Annotated in this window: 16 protein-coding genes and 2 riboswitches; of the genes, 6 read left to right on the top strand and 10 right to left on the bottom strand. The window is 41.1% G+C overall.

Annotated elements, in window-relative coordinates:
* Positions 1-2 precede the first annotated feature (2 nt).
* The 3 genes from NSS78_RS06570 to motB all read left to right on the top strand — a co-directional run bounded on the left by NSS78_RS06570 (position 3) and on the right by motB (position 4,038).
* Entirely contained in the window at positions 3-2,111 is a 2,109-nt protein-coding gene (locus NSS78_RS06570; protein ID WP_342468315.1) for an ATP-dependent Clp protease ATP-binding subunit, read from the top strand.
* Between the two features lie 375 nt (positions 2,112-2,486).
* Positions 2,487-3,281, top strand: a complete 795-nt coding sequence (gene motA / locus NSS78_RS06565; protein ID WP_003212085.1) for a flagellar motor stator protein MotA — start codon at positions 2,487-2,489, stop codon at positions 3,279-3,281.
* Positions 3,274-4,038 (top strand): flagellar motor protein MotB, encoded by a 765-nt coding sequence (gene motB / locus NSS78_RS06560; RefSeq protein WP_003211671.1) that lies wholly within the window; start codon positions 3,274-3,276, stop codon positions 4,036-4,038. Before motA ends, motB begins: the two co-directional genes overlap by 8 nt.
* A 29-nt stretch (positions 4,039-4,067) precedes the next feature.
* Here motB and NSS78_RS06555 read toward each other — a convergent pair whose 3' ends face one another.
* The gene (locus NSS78_RS06555; RefSeq protein ID WP_003211701.1) at positions 4,068-4,523 is read right to left on the bottom strand and encodes a MarR family transcriptional regulator; all 456 of its coding nucleotides are present in this window, start codon (positions 4,521-4,523) and stop codon (positions 4,068-4,070) included.
* Positions 4,524-4,727: 204 nt separating this feature from the next.
* On the opposite strand from NSS78_RS06555, the gene NSS78_RS06550 reads away from it, so the two are divergent.
* On the top strand, positions 4,728-6,233 hold the full coding sequence (locus NSS78_RS06550; RefSeq protein WP_309216591.1) for an ATP-binding protein: 1,506 nt from the start codon (positions 4,728-4,730) through the stop codon (positions 6,231-6,233).
* 47 nt (positions 6,234-6,280) lie between these two features.
* Here the strand turns inward: NSS78_RS06550 and NSS78_RS06545 are convergent, their stop codons facing one another.
* The 6 genes from NSS78_RS06545 to NSS78_RS06520 form a co-directional block, all read right to left on the bottom strand.
* The gene (locus NSS78_RS06545; RefSeq protein WP_003211198.1) at positions 6,281-6,523 is read right to left on the bottom strand and encodes an aspartyl-phosphate phosphatase Spo0E family protein; all 243 of its coding nucleotides are present in this window, start codon (positions 6,521-6,523) and stop codon (positions 6,281-6,283) included.
* A 301-nt stretch (positions 6,524-6,824) separates the two neighbouring features.
* Positions 6,825-7,355, bottom strand: a complete 531-nt coding sequence (locus NSS78_RS06540; protein WP_113386965.1) for a cupin domain-containing protein — start codon at positions 7,353-7,355, stop codon at positions 6,825-6,827.
* Positions 7,356-7,371: 16 nt separating this feature from the next.
* Entirely contained in the window at positions 7,372-8,010 is a 639-nt protein-coding gene (locus NSS78_RS06535) for a methylthioribulose 1-phosphate dehydratase (RefSeq protein ID WP_003210888.1), read from the bottom strand.
* Entirely contained in the window at positions 7,974-8,669 is a 696-nt protein-coding gene (locus NSS78_RS06530) for a 2-hydroxy-3-keto-5-methylthiopentenyl-1-phosphate phosphatase (RefSeq protein ID WP_050945170.1), read from the bottom strand. The genes NSS78_RS06535 and NSS78_RS06530 overlap by 37 nt, the downstream gene beginning before the upstream one ends.
* A complete protein-coding gene (mtnW, locus tag NSS78_RS06525) occupies positions 8,670-9,890 on the bottom strand; it encodes a 2,3-diketo-5-methylthiopentyl-1-phosphate enolase (protein WP_309216586.1) in 1,221 nt (406 codons plus the stop codon).
* 102 nt (positions 9,891-9,992) lie between these two features.
* A riboswitch (SAM riboswitch) is annotated at positions 9,993-10,094 on the bottom strand.
* A 44-nt stretch (positions 10,095-10,138) separates the two neighbouring features.
* Complete coding sequence (locus NSS78_RS06520; protein ID WP_342468314.1) at positions 10,139-11,329, bottom strand: pyridoxal phosphate-dependent aminotransferase; 1,191 nt, start codon at positions 11,327-11,329, stop codon at positions 10,139-10,141.
* A 165-nt stretch (positions 11,330-11,494) separates the two neighbouring features.
* Positions 11,495-11,653, top strand: a riboswitch (SAM riboswitch).
* A 79-nt stretch (positions 11,654-11,732) separates the two neighbouring features.
* On the opposite strand from NSS78_RS06520, the gene mtnK reads away from it, so the two are divergent.
* Positions 11,733-12,926: an S-methyl-5-thioribose kinase gene (gene mtnK, locus NSS78_RS06515; RefSeq protein ID WP_034619956.1), complete on the top strand. Its 1,194-nt coding sequence runs from the start codon at positions 11,733-11,735 to the stop codon at positions 12,924-12,926.
* 6 nt (positions 12,927-12,932) lie between these two features.
* Positions 12,933-13,994, top strand: coding sequence for an S-methyl-5-thioribose-1-phosphate isomerase (gene mtnA / locus NSS78_RS06510; protein WP_106035826.1), 1,062 nt, complete (start codon positions 12,933-12,935; stop codon positions 13,992-13,994).
* A gap of 25 nt (positions 13,995-14,019) precedes the next feature.
* Here the strand turns inward: mtnA and NSS78_RS06505 are convergent, their stop codons facing one another.
* From NSS78_RS06505 to NSS78_RS06495, 3 genes are all read right to left on the bottom strand, one after another.
* Positions 14,020-14,154, bottom strand: coding sequence for a hypothetical protein (locus NSS78_RS06505; RefSeq protein ID WP_003211599.1), 135 nt, complete (start codon positions 14,152-14,154; stop codon positions 14,020-14,022).
* A gap of 91 nt (positions 14,155-14,245) precedes the next feature.
* On the bottom strand, positions 14,246-14,737 hold the full coding sequence (locus NSS78_RS06500; RefSeq protein WP_212045803.1) for a methylated-DNA--[protein]-cysteine S-methyltransferase: 492 nt from the start codon (positions 14,735-14,737) through the stop codon (positions 14,246-14,248).
* 1 nt (position 14,738) lies between these two features.
* A complete protein-coding gene (locus tag NSS78_RS06495) occupies positions 14,739-16,934 on the bottom strand; it encodes a PAS domain-containing sensor histidine kinase (RefSeq protein WP_212045802.1) in 2,196 nt (731 codons plus the stop codon).
* Positions 16,935-17,060 lie beyond the last annotated feature (126 nt).

Below are 17,060 nucleotides of genomic sequence, written 5' to 3'. Positions count from 1 at the left end.
AAATGCGTTGTCAACATTGTCAAGTAAATGAAGCAACTATTCGCCTGAATATGCAAGTGAATTCATCCCGGAGCCAAATGGTTTTATGTGAAGACTGCTACACCTCTTTGATGGAGCAATCAAAAATGAAAATGGGACCTCAATTGTTCGGAGGAAGCTCATTCTTCTCTGGGCAAGAGCAAGCAGGACATACGCAAAACGTAGAGCAGCCAAAGCAAAAAGGCTTACTTGATGAACTTGGCCGCAATTTAACAGATGGCGCAAATGCTGGTTTAATTGATCCAGTCATCGGCCGTGATGAAGAAGTCGCAAGAATCATTGAGATTTTAAATAGAAGAAATAAAAACAATCCTGTCCTCATTGGTGAACCAGGTGTTGGGAAAACAGCGATCGCTGAAGGACTTGCATTGAAAATTGCAAGTGGCGATGTACCAAATAAATTAAAGAACAAACAAATCTATTTATTAGATGTCTCCTCCCTTGTAGCGAATACAGGGATACGTGGTCAATTTGAGGAAAGAATGAAGCAGTTAATCAAAGAACTGCAAAGCCGTAAAAATATTATCTTATTTGTAGATGAAATCCATCTTCTTGTAGGCGCTGGATCTGCCGAAGGGTCAATGGATGCTGGAAACATCTTAAAACCAGCTCTTGCACGAGGCGAGCTCCAGCTAGTAGGTGCGACGACATTAAAAGAATATCGTCAAATTGAAAAAGATGCCGCACTTGAACGACGCTTCCAGCCCGTCATTGTAGATGAGCCAACACAAGCTGAAGCGATCGAAATTTTAAAAGGCATTCAAGATAAGTACGAAAGCTACCATGGCGTCACCTATTCAGACGAAGCCATTCAAGCGTGTGTTCAATTATCTTCCCGGTATATTCAAGACCGTCATCTGCCGGATAAAGCCATTGATTTAATGGATGAAGCAGGTTCAAAAGCGAACCTCTCCATTGATGCAGCAAGCGAAGATGAACTAACAAATCGTCTGAGAGAAATTGCTGCTGAAAAACAAGCCGCTTTAAAAGAAGAACAATACGAAAAAGCAGCGAAGCTTCGAGATGAAGAAGAGGCCATTGAAGCTAGACTTCAAAACAAAACAAATGACAAAGAACATGTCGTCACAGCAGAAGACATTCAAGCCATTGTGGAACAAAAAACAGGCATCCCTGTCGGCAAACTGCAAGCAGACGAACAAACCAAAATGAAAGAAATTGACGTCCGCTTAAAAGCACGAGTGATCGGTCAGGAACATGCGGTTGAAAAGGTAGCGAAAGCTGTGAAGAGAAGCAGAGCCGGCTTAAAATCGAAACATAGACCAACTGGCTCCTTCCTATTCGTTGGACCAACAGGTGTCGGGAAAACCGAATTATCAAAAACACTAGCTGAAGAATTATTTGGTTCAAGAGATGCGATCATCCGTTTAGATATGAGTGAGTACATGGAGAAACACTCAGTATCTAAGCTCATCGGTTCTCCTCCTGGTTATGTTGGACATGATGAAGCGGGTCAACTGACGGAAAAAGTACGCAGAAAACCATACAGCATCATTTTGCTGGATGAAATCGAAAAAGCACACCCTGATGTGCAGCACATGTTCCTTCAAATCATGGAAGATGGCCGATTAACAGATAGCCAAGGTAGAACCGTCAGCTTTAAAGATACGGTCATCATCATGACAAGTAACGCAGGCAGCACAGATAAAACGGTCAAAGTCGGCTTCCAGTCTGATCAGGAAGAAGCAATTGAGGAGCAATCACTCATTGATTCACTTAGCGCCTATTTCAAGCCAGAATTCTTGAACCGTTTTGACAGCATCATTCAGTTTGATTCATTAGATCGAGATGATTTAGTGAAGATTGTGGATCTTTTGCTCAATGAGCTATCAGAACAATTAAAAGAGCAAAATTTAACAGTCCATGTGACAAATGAAGCGAAAGAAAAAATTGCAGAACTTGGATACCATCCTGCATTTGGTGCTCGTCCACTGCGAAGAACCATTCAAGAGCATGTTGAAGATCAAATGACGGAAATATTGCTTGAAGAAGAACAGCTTTCAGGATTTACTGTAGAAGTTGAAGATAACGAAATTGTCGTAAAAAAAGGATAAGTACATCTTAAGAAGGATCTATAGCTCCATCATGTTGCGGTGTCTAAGTTCCATCCGCACGCCGACGCTCCCCCGCCTCTATTCCTTTAAGATAAAAGAAAAAGAGGTGGATCACATGATGAATTGGAGCTATGATCTTGTCAAAATCATGTATGAGGAAAAATTAAAAGAGCTGCTTTTAATTGAAACCGCTCAAAGAAATTAAAAAAGAAACTCCCTTTATATCAGAGGGAGTTTCTTTTTTAAGGTAATAGAAAGCGCTTTCGTCAAAAATTCTTCACAGAAACTGCCTTAATTTGATATTCAGACTAAAACCCTTCTAGAAGACACCGATATTAACTATAGAAAAAGATAGTTAAAGGATTTGGTGAGATAATGGACAAAACATCGTTAATAGGTATTATTTTAGCATTTATTGCACTGAGTGTCGGTATGGTTCTGAAAGGTGTAAGTCTAACCGCTCTTATCAACCCAGCGGCTATATTGATCATTGTGGTTGGGACGATTGCAGCTGTTGTCATCGCATTCCCATCTAGTGAAATTAAGAAAACACCAAAATTGTTCGGCAAAATTTTTAAAGACAACAAGCTTCCAACGATTCAAGAAATGATCCCTCTTTTTTCAAACTGGGCACAAATTGCGCGTCGTGAAGGTCTTTTAGCATTAGAAGCTAGCATTGAGGAAGTAGATGACGATTTCCTTAAGAACGGCTTAAGCATGGCGGTTGACGGTCAAAGTGCAGAATTTATTCGCGACGTCTTAACAGAGGAAGTTGACGCCATGTCTGAAAGACATCAGTCAGGCGCATTAATCTTTACACAAGCCGGTACATACGCTCCGACGCTTGGTGTACTTGGCGCCGTTGTCGGACTTATTGCTGCACTTGCTAACATGGGAGATATTGAAGCACTTGGACATGCAATCAGTGCAGCCTTCGTTGCCACACTGCTTGGGATTTTTACAGGGTATGTGTTATGGCATCCATTTGCCAACAAGCTAAAGCGTAAATCAAAGGAAGAAGTAAAACTTCGTCTAATTATGATCGAAGGGATCCTTTCTGTTCTTGAAGGTCAATCTCCAAAAGTGATTGAACAAAAACTTCTCATGTACTTACCAGCGAAAGAACGTGCAAATCTTGTCATTGAAGAAGGAGAAAAACAAAATGGCTAGGAAACGTAAAAAACATGATCACGATGACCATGTAGATGAATCTTGGCTGATCCCTTATGCCGATCTTCTGACGCTTCTACTCGCTCTCTTCATTGTGCTTTTTGCATCAAGTTCGATTGATGCGGCAAAGTATGAACAGATGGCCAAGTCTTTTAATGTCGTCTTTACGGGCGGTACAGGTGTCATGGATCAAACCAGCATGCAAAGCACTGAAGAAACTGAAAATAGCAACCAGACCAAAAAAGCAGCTGAAGAAGATGAAGAAGCTCAAGCGAAAGCTCGAGATCATGCCGTTCTCACAAAGGTCAAAAAGCAAGTGGATTCCTTCATTGCCAATAAGAAACTTGGAGCTAAGCTCGAAACAAAGCTCACGGACGAAGGTTTGCTCATTACGATAGAAGACAGTATCTTCTTTGATTCTGGCCGGGCGATTATTCGACCTCAAGATGTCCCGTTAGCAAAGGAAATCTCAAAACTACTCGTCATTAACCCCGCTCGTGACATCGTCATTAGCGGACATACTGATAATGTTCCGATCAGAAATTCAGAATTTGAATCCAACTGGTATTTAAGTGCCATACGTGCTGTAAACTTTTTAAGTATTCTTCTTGAGAACAGCAATTTAAACCAAGAAAACTTTAGTACAAAAGGTTTCGGTGAATTCAAGCCAATCGCTTCAAATGACACAGCAGAAGGCAGAAGTAAAAACCGACGCGTAGAAGTACTTATTTTACCGATTGAGAAAAAAGCAAAATAAAAAAGGGAGCCCTCGGCTTCCTTTTTTATTTATTCTTTATGATCATATAAATGTTTTGCACGCAGTCCCACATGTTTAAGCATGTCAATGCAGGCATCCTTCTCTTCTTCGCTCAGGACACTGATCATCTCATGAATTTCTTTCGCATGATCTGGGAAGATATCATCAAGCAAAGCTCGTCCCTGCTCGGTAATATGCGCAAATGTGACCCTGCGGTCTTCTGCACAAGCCTTACGGCTAAGGAGTTCTTTCTTCTCCAATTTATCGACCACATACGTGATGCTGCCGCTTGCAAGTAAAATCTTATCACCGATTTGCTGAAGCGGCTGATCCCCTTTATGATACAGCAATTCTAATACTGCAAATTCAGTCGGATTCAGCCCGTGCTTCACAATATGTTTGTTCATGTGATGATTAATTGAGCGATAGGCACGTGATAATACAATAAATAATTTCAAAGATTTTTCAACATTATGATTTTCCATTTTTTATCATCCTTTATGAAATACACCCCACTAATGTGACATTAATAAACAATAAGTAAAATGTCAACATTTTGATCTATCTTTAGCATGAAAATGAGACCAGAACGAATCACCTAATTTTTTAAAAATCACACAAGTCATCGTAATAAACATAGGTTCAATGCTATAATAAGTCTATTAGGTAATACGTTGGAGCGATGAATGATGAGTATACTGAAAGGGTTTTGGAAGAAGATCAGGCTGTACCTTATTTTGGTCATGATTCCAACCCTAATCATTAGTTATTTTATCTATGAAAAAGAAACGGAAAAAATCGACTTAAAAAACAAACAAACTGCTACACTTATGTTAAATATTCACAAAAACCAAATGAATTATTTAATTAGTGAAACAGAAGCGAGATTAACTTCACTTGCCATGGGATTTGACCAGCCTCTTGAGACGAAAAAAGTAAAAAACATCCTAGAGAAAATCTATAAACAAGAACCTCGTTTTTCAGGCCTGTATCTCCTAGACAAAAAAGGAAATGTAACAGTAAGCACCACACCATTAAAGGAAAAAATCAACCTATCATTCAGAGATTACTTTAAGCGCATTCAAGTGACCAAGCAGACGGTGATCACAGATAACTATGTGAGCCGAATTACAAAACAGCGGATTCTTTCCATTTGCGTGCCTGTGCTGGATGAAAACGAAGAAGTCACCAATGTGCTAGTCGCCGCCATTCAAATTGATTATTTAAGAAATATTATGAATGTATTGAACCCTGATCTTCATTTTAAGATGCTGAATCAAAATGGACATGTCGTGTTTACAAGTGGTCCACAGCCAGCATCAGAAAATGGCAGCACCGTGTCTACATATTTAGATGAAAACAGCTGGAAGCTAGAGGTCTATCCGCAACGCGCTTCTACAGGTGAAGTGCTGTCTGTTATGCTGATCCCTTTATCCAGTGCTTTTATTTTATTAAATATTTTATTCACACTTGTTCAATATGTCATTTTAAGGCGTCAAACCCAGCAGGAGCGTCACCAAAATGAAGCGCAAAAGCTTGAATTAATCGGAACCCTCGCAGCAAGTACGGCACACGAAATTCGCAACCCATTAACAGGGATTAGTGGATTTATACAGCTTTTGCAAAAGAAGTATCACTCTGAAGAAGATCAGCTCTATTTTTCTGTCATTGAAGAAGAAATTAAACGAATCAATCAAATCGTCAGTGAGTTTCTTGTATTAGGGAAACCAACGGCAGAAAAATGGCAGAATAACTCTGTCAAAGAAATTGTCAGTGAGATCATGCCGATCGTTTTCTCTGAGGCGAACCTTTATAATGTTGAGGTTGATTTGCAAATTAATACGATTCGAGATGTTGGGGTATATTGCACAAAGGATCACATTAAACAAGTCGTATTAAATGTAGCGAAGAACTCGTTAGAAGCGATGCCAAATGGCGGTCATTTGAAGATTTTAATTGAGGCTGAAAAAGAACATGTCATTATTAAAGTGAAGGATACAGGCGAGGGCATACAAGAAGAAATGTTAAAACATATCTTCCTCCCTTTTATTACGTCGAAGGAAAAAGGGACAGGTCTTGGGCTTGTTGTGTGTAAACGAATCATTTCGATGTATGGCGGAACAATTGATATCGAGAGCGAAGTGAATAAAGGAACAACCGTCATGATCATGCTTCCTTCTGCTCACTCAGCATAGCTGAAACATTCAGCCGGTTTTGCTTAGGCAAGACCGGTTTTTTCATGTCAATAAGAGGGACGGTTCACAGATAGAAGACTCATTTGAGATACAAGATCATGAAAGGAGGGGGCAGATTGTTTCTCATGAAAAAGGAGATGCTGATACTCATTCATCAGGTTGTCCAGTTCTTGACTATATTTAATTGTCGTCTCACCAGTGTAGCCTTCTGCTTGAGCAGCTTCTACCATCTGTTTTCTCTTCTCATCAATGGACATTAGCAATTGTTCTTTCCTTACATAAATATTCATGATCTCAGCTCCCGCAATGAATTCGACTGTCTATGCTCAAAATGATCCGACACCAAAATTATACTTTATTTGTAAATTAAATTAAATATGCTAATTTTATTTAATTTTTTACAGCCTAAAGACCTCTTACCCAATCATATTTGGGGGTAAACTTCAAATTTGGACAGGACTGACACATGGATTAAACAGAATTTTATCCTATGTAGAAGATCAAAATCAACTATTTTCTTTCTCATTTTATGTCTATTTCCCTAAAAAAAAGCTGATCTTCCGCCTCATGCGGAATGATCAGCTTTTGTCATTAAACCTTTTCTTCCTCGTAAATTGGCACCCAGCCCTCAGTTGTGACAAATATGCGAACGGCAACCACTTTTCGATCCTTTTGAAGTGTAAAATAGTGACGAATATGTGGCGGAACAGAAATTAAATCGCCTGGATTCAGTCTCACGTCAAAAAAGACGCCATCCTTACCTTGAATGGCAAAGATTCCATGTCCGCTTACAATAAAGCGTACTTCGTCATCTGTATGGTGATGCTCACGCTGAAAATTTTGGAGCAGGTCATCTAGGTTTGGTGTGGCGTCAGATAATGAAATCACATCCTGCGCTTTGTATCCTCGTTTTTCAGATATACTCTCGATTTCCTTTTGGAAAACAGTCAAAATCTCTTCCTTTTCCTCATCTGTTAAATCATACTTTTCTGATAATCGGTTTGGAAGCTTTGCAATATCCCAATGCTCATAAATGACCCCTTGGTTTTCTAAATAGGCTGCCACCTCTTGCTCGCTTTCAAGTAATGTGTTCTCTTCGTTATGAATCAAAATCGTCGCCATGTGCTTTTCCTCCTTTTTATGTGACAAGCTGCTTTTGATAAAGCGTTAATTTCAAGTGGTAGCTAAACAAAAATTCATACGCCTCTAATACTCGTTTTGCTTCTGAGGCTGTTTTTCCCCAGACTGTGATGCCGTGATTTCGAATGAGCACAGCACCTGATTCCGACTCTTCAGTGAGATGCTTTGCAAATTGTGCTGCAAGATGCGGGATATGGGCTGGATTTTCAATAATCGGTAACGACACTTCTGCATCCTCTTCCCAGTAACCAAGCGCTTTGATGATTTCGTTTCCTTTGAAACGAACCTCGCCCCTATCCCCATACAGCTCAGACATCACATTATTATCGATTGTATGAACATGGAGACAGCAGCCTGCATTCGTCTGCTCATACACGTAGTTGTGAAGCAATGTTTCAGCTGATGGTCTAAGCGGTTCGTTCGGATCAACAGGCTTACCTGCTGCATTTACTAAAACAAAGTCTTCATCTGTTTCTTTTCGTTTATCTTTACCGCTTGCCGTCACCAAAAACGTGATTGGATCATCCGACACCTTGATCGATAAATTGCCGCTTGTTCCGTAAAACCAGTCTCTTTGTGCCAGTTCACGTTTGACGTCTGCTAGCTCCTGCCAGCGCTTGCTCTTTGCGTCTGCCATTCCTTCACTTCCTTTATTTGATCAAATTGTGCTTTAAGATCAATAAATGTTTCATACTCTAGATGGACAAGCCCGAGCTCTTTACATTCGTTTAGCAAGTAGTCACGCGCAAATGTGAGATCCGCATGCTTTGCCGCCTCCACATCGGTGACTGAATCTCCAATCATGATAATGAAGTCATTCTCACAGGTCAGCTCTCGAATGATTGACGGCTTGCAGCATCCGCAGCCATTTTGACATTGCGAATCGCAGGCATGCGGCCATTCAATCTGAATATGCTCTTCCCCAAATGACGCATGATTGCAATAAATATCGTCTCGATCCACAATGCCCTCGAGTATGGGATAAACAAAAAAGTCCATCCCGCCGCTTAGCACATAGAAGGGAATATCAGCCTTTTTCACATGATCAACAAATTGCTTGAATCCTTCTCGAATCTCTGTATCTTCTAAAATAAACGATTGAATGGCTTCTTTTTGATCACTCGTCAGTAATTGAAACATCTGCCCGACGCCTTCTTGAATGGTGATCTCCTTTGTGAGAACATCGTCCTTCAGCTTCGTCCATTCACTTGGTGCAAAGTGTTTCATGATGCGAATGATATTATCATTTTTCGTAATGGTTCCATCAAAATCACAACATACAATTGGTTTTTTCATTTATTCTGCTACCCTTCCCCATAGTTCAAGTGCTGCTTTTAAGTCTTGGCAAGAAGCTGCCTTCTCTTGGATCGACTCTCCATGTATCACCGCATCAATGATCGATCGAAATGCTTTCCCTCCGCCGATGGCTCCACGCGGATGTCCGTGAATTCCTCCACCAGCATTTATCACATGATCGAGTCCAAAATCTTTCATCAAAACTGGAACCATTCCAGGATGAATGCCTGCTGACGGAACAGGGAACGTTTTTTGAACCGAATCCTCTTTTACACAAGCTTCATAGATTCCAAAGGCATCTTTTTTCGGAAGTGCGACCGACCCATACGGTGAGGGAAAAAGACTCAAATCAGCGCCAGCATATCGATTTAATTTACCTAAAAGAAGAGAATGGGAGAATCCATATTCGTGCGATGATGTCAAAGCGCCGCTTACTGCGGGATGGGCCATAATAGGCAATCGAATATCTGGATCCTCAGCTAAGCTTTGCATGACATCTAACCCGTAGGCAAAAACATTGAATAAGAGTGCATCTGCTCCAAGCTCAGCTGCCTTTCTTGCTCGATCCTTTAGTTCAAAGGTTCTGCCAGTTAAATTAACGGCATATAGCGTTCGGTGCCCTGTCTCTTCATATGTTTCTTTTAATATCTTTTTTCCTTCTTTGATTCGTTCTTCAAAAGGGGCTAGTGGGCTCTCAAATAAAATTTCATCGTCTTTGATAAAGTCAACGCTGCCTAATGCTTGTAAACGGAGCTGTTCTTTTAAATCTGCCATATCACGGCCAATGACACCTTTAAAAATACTCATCAACAAAGGTCGATCAAACACGCCTACTTTTTTTCGTATGCCATCAATTCCAAATACCGGTCCTGGCAGACTTCTTTTCAATCGATCCGAGAATTGAATGTCGATTAGCTTCACTTTTCCATCTAGTGAAAGCTTTCCAAAGATCGTCGTCAAAACGGCCGGAATATCCGCTGAAAAGTTAGCCTCAGGATAAGCAATGGTCACCTCAGATTGATATAGGCCATTTTCGGCTGGAGCAAACTTTTCTGATACCTTTTCCACCCGGCCTTTATGCTTTTGAAGCTGCTCTTTTTTGAGCTGCGGCAAATCCGTCCATGATCCAACTGTTAAACCAAGCGCGATCTGCTCCGCTTTTCGGTTTACTTGTTCATCCTCTCGATGTGTTAATACGTATGTTGCCAGTAATTCACTCACTAGGAATCCCCTTTCGATTGCGTCATGCATATGGTCAATAAAAAAACCTCTCCAAGTGCTTTATCAGCGCCTTAAAGAGGTTGTTTCGTGTCATTCATCCGAATCTTATCTCTCAGCGCTTGCTGCAAGAATTAGCACCGTGCTTCATGGAAGTCGGTTGCCGGGCTTCATTGGGCTAGTCCCTCTGCCTACTCTTGATAAGAATATTCAATTTTCTTAAATATTGTCTGAATTATCGCACCGTTTATTCATGTTGTCAATGGCTTATTTTCAAACAGATTCAAGGAATCGATTCGCCGAGCGGCTTCTTTTAACCGCTCCTCATTTGTTAAAAGTCCTACTCTCACGTATCCTTCACCGTGAGTACCAAACCCATTCCCCGGCGCCACAACCACATGTGCTTTCTCTAATAATACGCCAGCAAAAGATTCAGATGAATATCCTTCTGGCACCTTTAGCCAAGCAAAAAACGACCCCTTTGGTGCAGTGACCTCCCAGCCAATCTCCTTGCAGGCAGCAATCCACACATTTCGCCGATTCTCATATCGATCATTTTGCACCTGTACGCACGTTTGGTCGCTTAACAAAGCTTCCGCTGCCGCATCTTGAGTGGCTTTGAACAGTGAAACAAACAGGTGATCCTGATAAAGCTCAATCGCTTCAATAACAGACGGATTTCCTGCTGCAAAACCTACTCTCCAGCCGGCCATATTATACGTTTTAGACAATGTGTATATTTCAATTCCTGTCTCTTTCGCTCCATCTGTTTGCAAAAAGCTGATTGGCTTTTCCCCATCAAACCCAATGCCGCCATAGGCAAAATCATGGACAACACATAGCTTGTGATCTTTTGCGAATGTAACGGTTTCTTCAAAAAATGAACGGCTTGCCGTGGCACCTGTCGGATTGTTGGGATAATTTAAATACATCAACTTTGCTTTTTCCTTAACATCCTCAGGCAACCTGTCATAGTCAGGTAAAAAATCATTTTGTTCAAGAAGCGGCAGCGTCACCATCTGAGCTTCAGCAAGCACAGCACCTGACCAATAATCAGGATAACCTGGGTCTGGAACAAGGAGCGTATCACCCGGATTCAGCAGGCATTGCGGCAGCTCAACAAGCCCTGCTTTCCCGCCAAATAAAATCGCAATTTCCGTCATCGGATCAAGCGTGACACCATATTCTCTTTCATAAAAGGCAGCGGCAGCCTTTTTTAATTTCGCTGTTCCGCGGAATGACGAGTATTGATGATTTTCAGGTTTTAATACCGCTTCCTGCATGGCTTTTACAATGTGCGCGGGAGTTGGCTGGTCAGGATTTCCCTGCCCTAAATTAATAATATCTGCGCCTTCCTGCACCTTTTTCTGGACCTTTTGGACAAGGGATGCAAAAAATTGTGTCGGTAATTGTTTCAATACATCTGATTGCTGGAATTCCATTTTTCTTCACCTTCTATTCAAGTTACGTAGCAATACAAATACTGTAATGGATTGTTTTACGAATTGTAAAGCAATTTTGAAAAAGGATTGACATGTGAAGCGCAGCTCTGATAATATCTTGAATTAAGAAATGCAAACAGACACGAGACAATGACATATTGATTTCTCTTATCGAGAGTTGGGCGAGGGATTTGGCCTTTTGACCCCAACAGCAACCGACCGTTAATACCACTGTGAAGTGGGGCGCAGCAAGTAAGCGCCAAGACAATTGTCTTATAGGGCACGGTGCTAATTCCATCAGACGTATGTGCTGAGAGATAAGAGAGGCTTTGAGCATACACACCATCAAGCCTCTTTCTCTCAGGAGAAAGAGGCTTTTTTATATGATTTGGAGGGGAAGCAATTGGTTACACTTACGGCATCATATGAAGAATTAACAGAAAGCTCAGCAGTTGCACTCGCAATTAGACTTGGCTTGATCCAAGAAAGTAGTCATTTGACATGTACGGAAATCGGGGACGGGAATTTAAATTACGTCTTTCATATTTTTGATCATAAACAAGAAAAAGGTTTGATCATCAAGCAGGCACTGCCCTACGCCAAGGTGGTCGGAGAGAGCTGGCCGCTTACATTAGACCGTGCGAGAATCGAAAGTACTGCCCTGATCAAGCAGTCAGAGTATACACCGCACCTCGTACCAGCAGTCTATTATTCAGATACAGCTCTTGCTGTGACGGCAATGGAGGATCTATCACACCTCGAAATCGTCAGAAAAGGGCTAATTGCCGGAAAACAATATCCGCATTTATCCGATCATGTCGGAGAATTTTTAGGAAAAACACTTTTTTACACTTCTGACTTTGCCACAAATCCTAAAATTAAAAAACAATTTGTGAAGCAATTTACGAATCCGGACCTTTGTGACATTACCGAAAAGCTCGTCTTCACAGATCCTTTCTTTGATAGCGGCACAAATGATTTCGAAGAAGAATTAAGAGAAGCTGCCGAAGCGCTTTGGGCAGATCTTGAAGTGCAGGCAAAAGCAGCTGAATTGAAGCGTATTTTCCTGACATCTGCCGAAACACTTGTTCATGGAGATCTTCATACAGGCAGTATTTTTGCAAGTGAGACGGAAACAAAAATCATTGATCCAGAATTCGCTTTTTATGGTCCCTTCGGATTCGATATTGGTCATTTTATCGCTAACCTGTTCCTAAATGCTTTGTCCCGTGAGAATGAACATGATCAGCAGCACCTTTTTGACCATGTCGTCAATGTATGGGCAACATTCAAAGAAGTGTTCGCAAAAGCTTGGAAAGAAGACAGCATTGAAGCGTTTAGTGTATCAGACAGTTTTTTAGAAACAACCTTTGACCGTATTTTAAAAGAAGCGACAGGCTTTGCGGGCTGTGAACTTGTCCGCCGAACGATTGGCCTTGCTCATGCCGCTGATCTCGATGCGATTCCATCACCATCTAAACGGATTCAGCAGAAAAAAGCAGCACTTACGCTCGGAAAAACATTCATCAAACAATATCATGCAGTGGAAACAGCGTCTGACCTCGTCGCATTATTCCAGCAATCTGTAAAGGAGTGACGGGTTTTGTCTAAAGAATTTGAAGTCCCCCGTTCTGTCGAATGGGAAGAAAACTATATTAACATTTTGAATCAGCAAAAATTACCGGCTGAAACTGAGTTTGAGCATCTATATACAAAAGAAGACGTGTATGATGCCATTGTCACGTTAAAAGTGCGGGGAGCACCTGCCATTGGCATTACAGCAGCTTTTGGACTGGCGCTCAGTGCCCAAGACATTGAGACAGAAGAAATTGATGTGTTTAGACAAGAAGTCATTCAGATAAAAGAATATTTAAACAGTGCTCGTCCAACCGCTGTGAATCTAGCCTGGGCATTAGAGCGATTGTTGCAGCGCATTGATCGTGCAGCTTCGGTCAATGCAGCCAAAACAGACCTTGTCCATGAGGCCATTCAAATTCAAATTGAAGATGAAGAAACATGCAGACAAATCGGTCAAAATGCACTCCAGCTCTTTAAATCGGGTGATCGGATTATGACCATTTGCAATGCAGGCTCCATCGCCACGAGCCGGTACGGAACAGCCCTTGCTCCATTTTATTTAGCCAAAAAGAAAAATCTCGACCTTCACATTTATGCCTGTGAAACACGTCCTGTTCTCCAAGGGGCTAGGCTGACAACATGGGAACTCATGCAAGGCGGCGTAGATGTGACGCTCATTACAGATAACATGGCAGCCCATACGATGAAAGAAAAACAAATTTCTGCAGTCATTGTTGGAGCTGATCGCATTGCCCGTAATGGAGATACGGCAAACAAGATTGGCACGTTAAGTCTCGCCATTTTAGCCAAGCATTTTCAAATTCCGTTTTTTATAGCTGCACCGCTTTCTACCTTTGATATCTCAACCAAAAACGGGGCAGATATTCCAATAGAAGAGCGTGACCCGCTGGAAGTAAAGGAATTAAACGGCGTCCAAATTGCACCACCTGATGTTCAGGTATTCAATCCCGCCTTTGATGTCACTCCTCACCATCTCATTTCAGGGATCATTACAGAGAAAGGGATTATCACGTCAAACTATACAGAAGAGATTGATGCTCTGTTCACTGAAAGCATCTCACTCTGATCATAAAAAAAGCGCCGTGTACTTCTTATTTAAGAGCACCGCGCTTTTTTATTTCATTCGTTTTTGCTAAAATTTCTTTTTTCTGTTCTTCTGTCAAAACCTTCATTTTGACACATAGTGATGTGACGGCATACATTTTATTCTTTTTGTCCCAAAACATTCCCTAGCGCCCTCCTTTTTCCCTCAACCAACTTTTTTAGCTTAATAAAAGGATATGTCGCTTGGAAAACATTTGGAACAGGTCAATCGATTTATTTTTGAACAAATGGGATACCTTCTAATTCAAGCAGAACCGCTTTTATATCTGTCTTCGTTCCTGCATAGCCCGTCAGAGAACGGTCTTTTCCAATCACTCTGTGACAAGGGATAAAAATAGGTAATGCATTGCGTCTATTGGCTTGTCCAATCGCTCTCACAGCCTTTGGGTTACCAATTGCTTCTGCAATGTCTGCATAACTTTTTGATTCACCATACGGAATAGTCGAAAGTGCTGCCCACACTTGCTCTTGAAACGAAGTTCCCTTTTGCTTGAGCGGGAGATCGAATTCTTGGCGCTCACCCTTGAAATATTCATCTAGCTGCTTTTTTGCTTCTTGTAATACAGACGTTTCTTCTTCTTTTAGATTGGCTTCCTGTTTTTTTGCTAAAAACGGCTCATCATCAAACATCACTTCGATGATGGCGTCGTCTTTTTCTAGTATGTATAGTGCCCCAATTGGTGCGTGATAGACGGTATAATACACGTTAATGCTCTCCTTCTTGTTTCTTCTGCCTCAGTGGCAGCGTGAGATGAAAGACGGTTCCTATCCCTTCCTCACTTTCTACCTCAATCGTTCCTTGATGCTCTTCAATAATTTTATAACTAACCATTAAGCCAAGTCCAGTTCCTCTTTCTTTTGTCGTATAAAATGGTTCCCCTAGACGCCTCAGCTTGTCCTCTGCCATTCCGCAGCCTTCATCCCGCAGTGAAATGACAATATGCTCTTCGCCCTTCCGCTGAATGCTCACATAGACATTTCCTTTTCTCGGCATGACTTCAATTGCATTTTTTAAAATGTTAATAAAGACTTGTTTTAATTGGTTTTGTTCACAATAAATGAGCGGAATCTCATCAATCACATTGAGATGCATTTGAACGTTGCCAAGATTCGCCTGTGCGTGCAACAGATCCATCGTGTCTTTCACAATTTGCACCACATTTTTTTCTTCAAATACGATGGCTTGCGGCTTTGCTAAAATCAAAAATTCGGTGATGATCGATTCAATTCTTTTCAGCTCTGAAGTGATGACATTGAAATAGAGCGAATACTCCCCTTCTATATTTCCTTTTAGCAGCTGAATGAAGCCTTTTAATGCTGTCATCGGGTTTCTAATTTCATGCGCAATTCCAGCGGCAAGCTCTCCGACCACATGAAGGGTATCTGATTTTCTCACCCGTTCTTCTAATTCCTTCCGCTCTGTCACATCTCTAAAGATCGCCAAATTCATATTATGAATGATGTTGCGTTTAAAAGAGAATTCCAATATCCGCTGATCTGGGTGGTTCAGCACAAATGGCACTTCATTGTCCATTTCATCTAATGACATCGCCTGGGCAGGCTGTGCCAAATGTTCAATTTGATAAGGCGCAAGGATGTGGAAAAGGTTCATTTCCGTTAAATGATCACTTTTCAATCCTAGTAGCTCGCTTGCGGATGGATTGACTTCGATAATGCGGTATTGGTTATCAAACAGAACAATGCCGTCCATTGATCCATTAAATACTTTACGGAATTTGAGCTCACTTTCGCGCAGCTCCTCCTCCATCCTTTTTCGATCACTCACATTACGTAAAATGGTTAAGTGCTGTCCTTCTAATACCGCATGCTTTGATGTAAACTCGAGCTCTTTAAACTGACCATTTGCCATTCTGAACAAAAGCTCTTCCCTTATTTCATGATTCCGAATATATCGTCTTCTAGTCGGTCTATATCTCTGATCAGATTTCACGAGAAAGTCTGTGAGTTTCTTGCCAATCAGTGAATGCATAGGCAATTCAAAAATGCGGCAGGCTGATTCATTGGCTCTCACAATCTCTCCATCATCCGCCCATATGATGATCGCATCCATTGCATTTTCAAAAATTTCTCTAAAGCGTTCCTCACTTTTTAACAGCTTTTCTTCCATTAACCTTTTTTCTGTAATATCCCGCATGATGGACATATAAAAACCGCTCATCACATTTGATGTAATGGTGAGCTCGAATAATTTGTACTGGCCAGATTGTAGAGTAACAGGAAGCTCTCCTTTTGCTTTCCCTGTTTCTTTAAGTGACGTTAAAAGGTGCTGTAAGGATGGAAGATTTTCTTCGTCGACAAATTCATGTAAATAGCGATCGGTTAAATCAGTCTTTTGCAGCTCAAAGCTCTGACAAAAAGAATGATTCGCATCAATCATGCAGCCATCCTGATCAAAAATGACCATCCCGTCAATGGCTCGGTCAAACAAATCTTTGAACAGCTGCTCATTCATGGAGCGTTCTCGTTCTAATATTTTCTTTGAGGAAATATCTCGCATGACGACAATATATTGCTGATTCATGGTGTCGTGCTCTGCGACAAATTCAATGTATTTTGTTTCACCATTTTCCAGCTGAATGGAGATTTCTCTTTTTAACGTACCTTTTCGAAAAAATAGATCGAGTGAGCATTCAATTTTATCTTTCGGGATGCCGTAAAGGAAATCTAGAACGGATTTATTGAGGAGGTCTTCTTTCGGTGTCTGTACAAGCCTGCATGTTGCTTCATTGGCTTGGATGATGTTGAGGTGCTGATCAAATATAAAAATGGCATCTAACGTCTTATTTAACAGCATTTTTTGCTGCATCAACTCTGTTCGCAAATATTCGTTCTCTTTTTCTAATTTTCTGATATCTTCTGCGCCATCGAGCGTTTCAGTCATTCTCTTACACTCCTTTTCCAGCCTCATTCCTCTACAATATTTCTACAATATTTTCATTGTTCCTTCATTCGACTCATAAAAAAAGATAACTTTTTACACGAAGACTGTCTCATTTATTTCATTTGG

Origin of the sequence: Bacillus sp. FSL W8-0920, from assembly GCF_038593215.1 — a bacterium.
Lineage (GTDB): Bacteria > Bacillota > Bacilli > Bacillales > Bacillaceae > Bacillus > Bacillus pumilus.
This window is presented reverse-complemented; position numbering and strand designations above follow the sequence as displayed.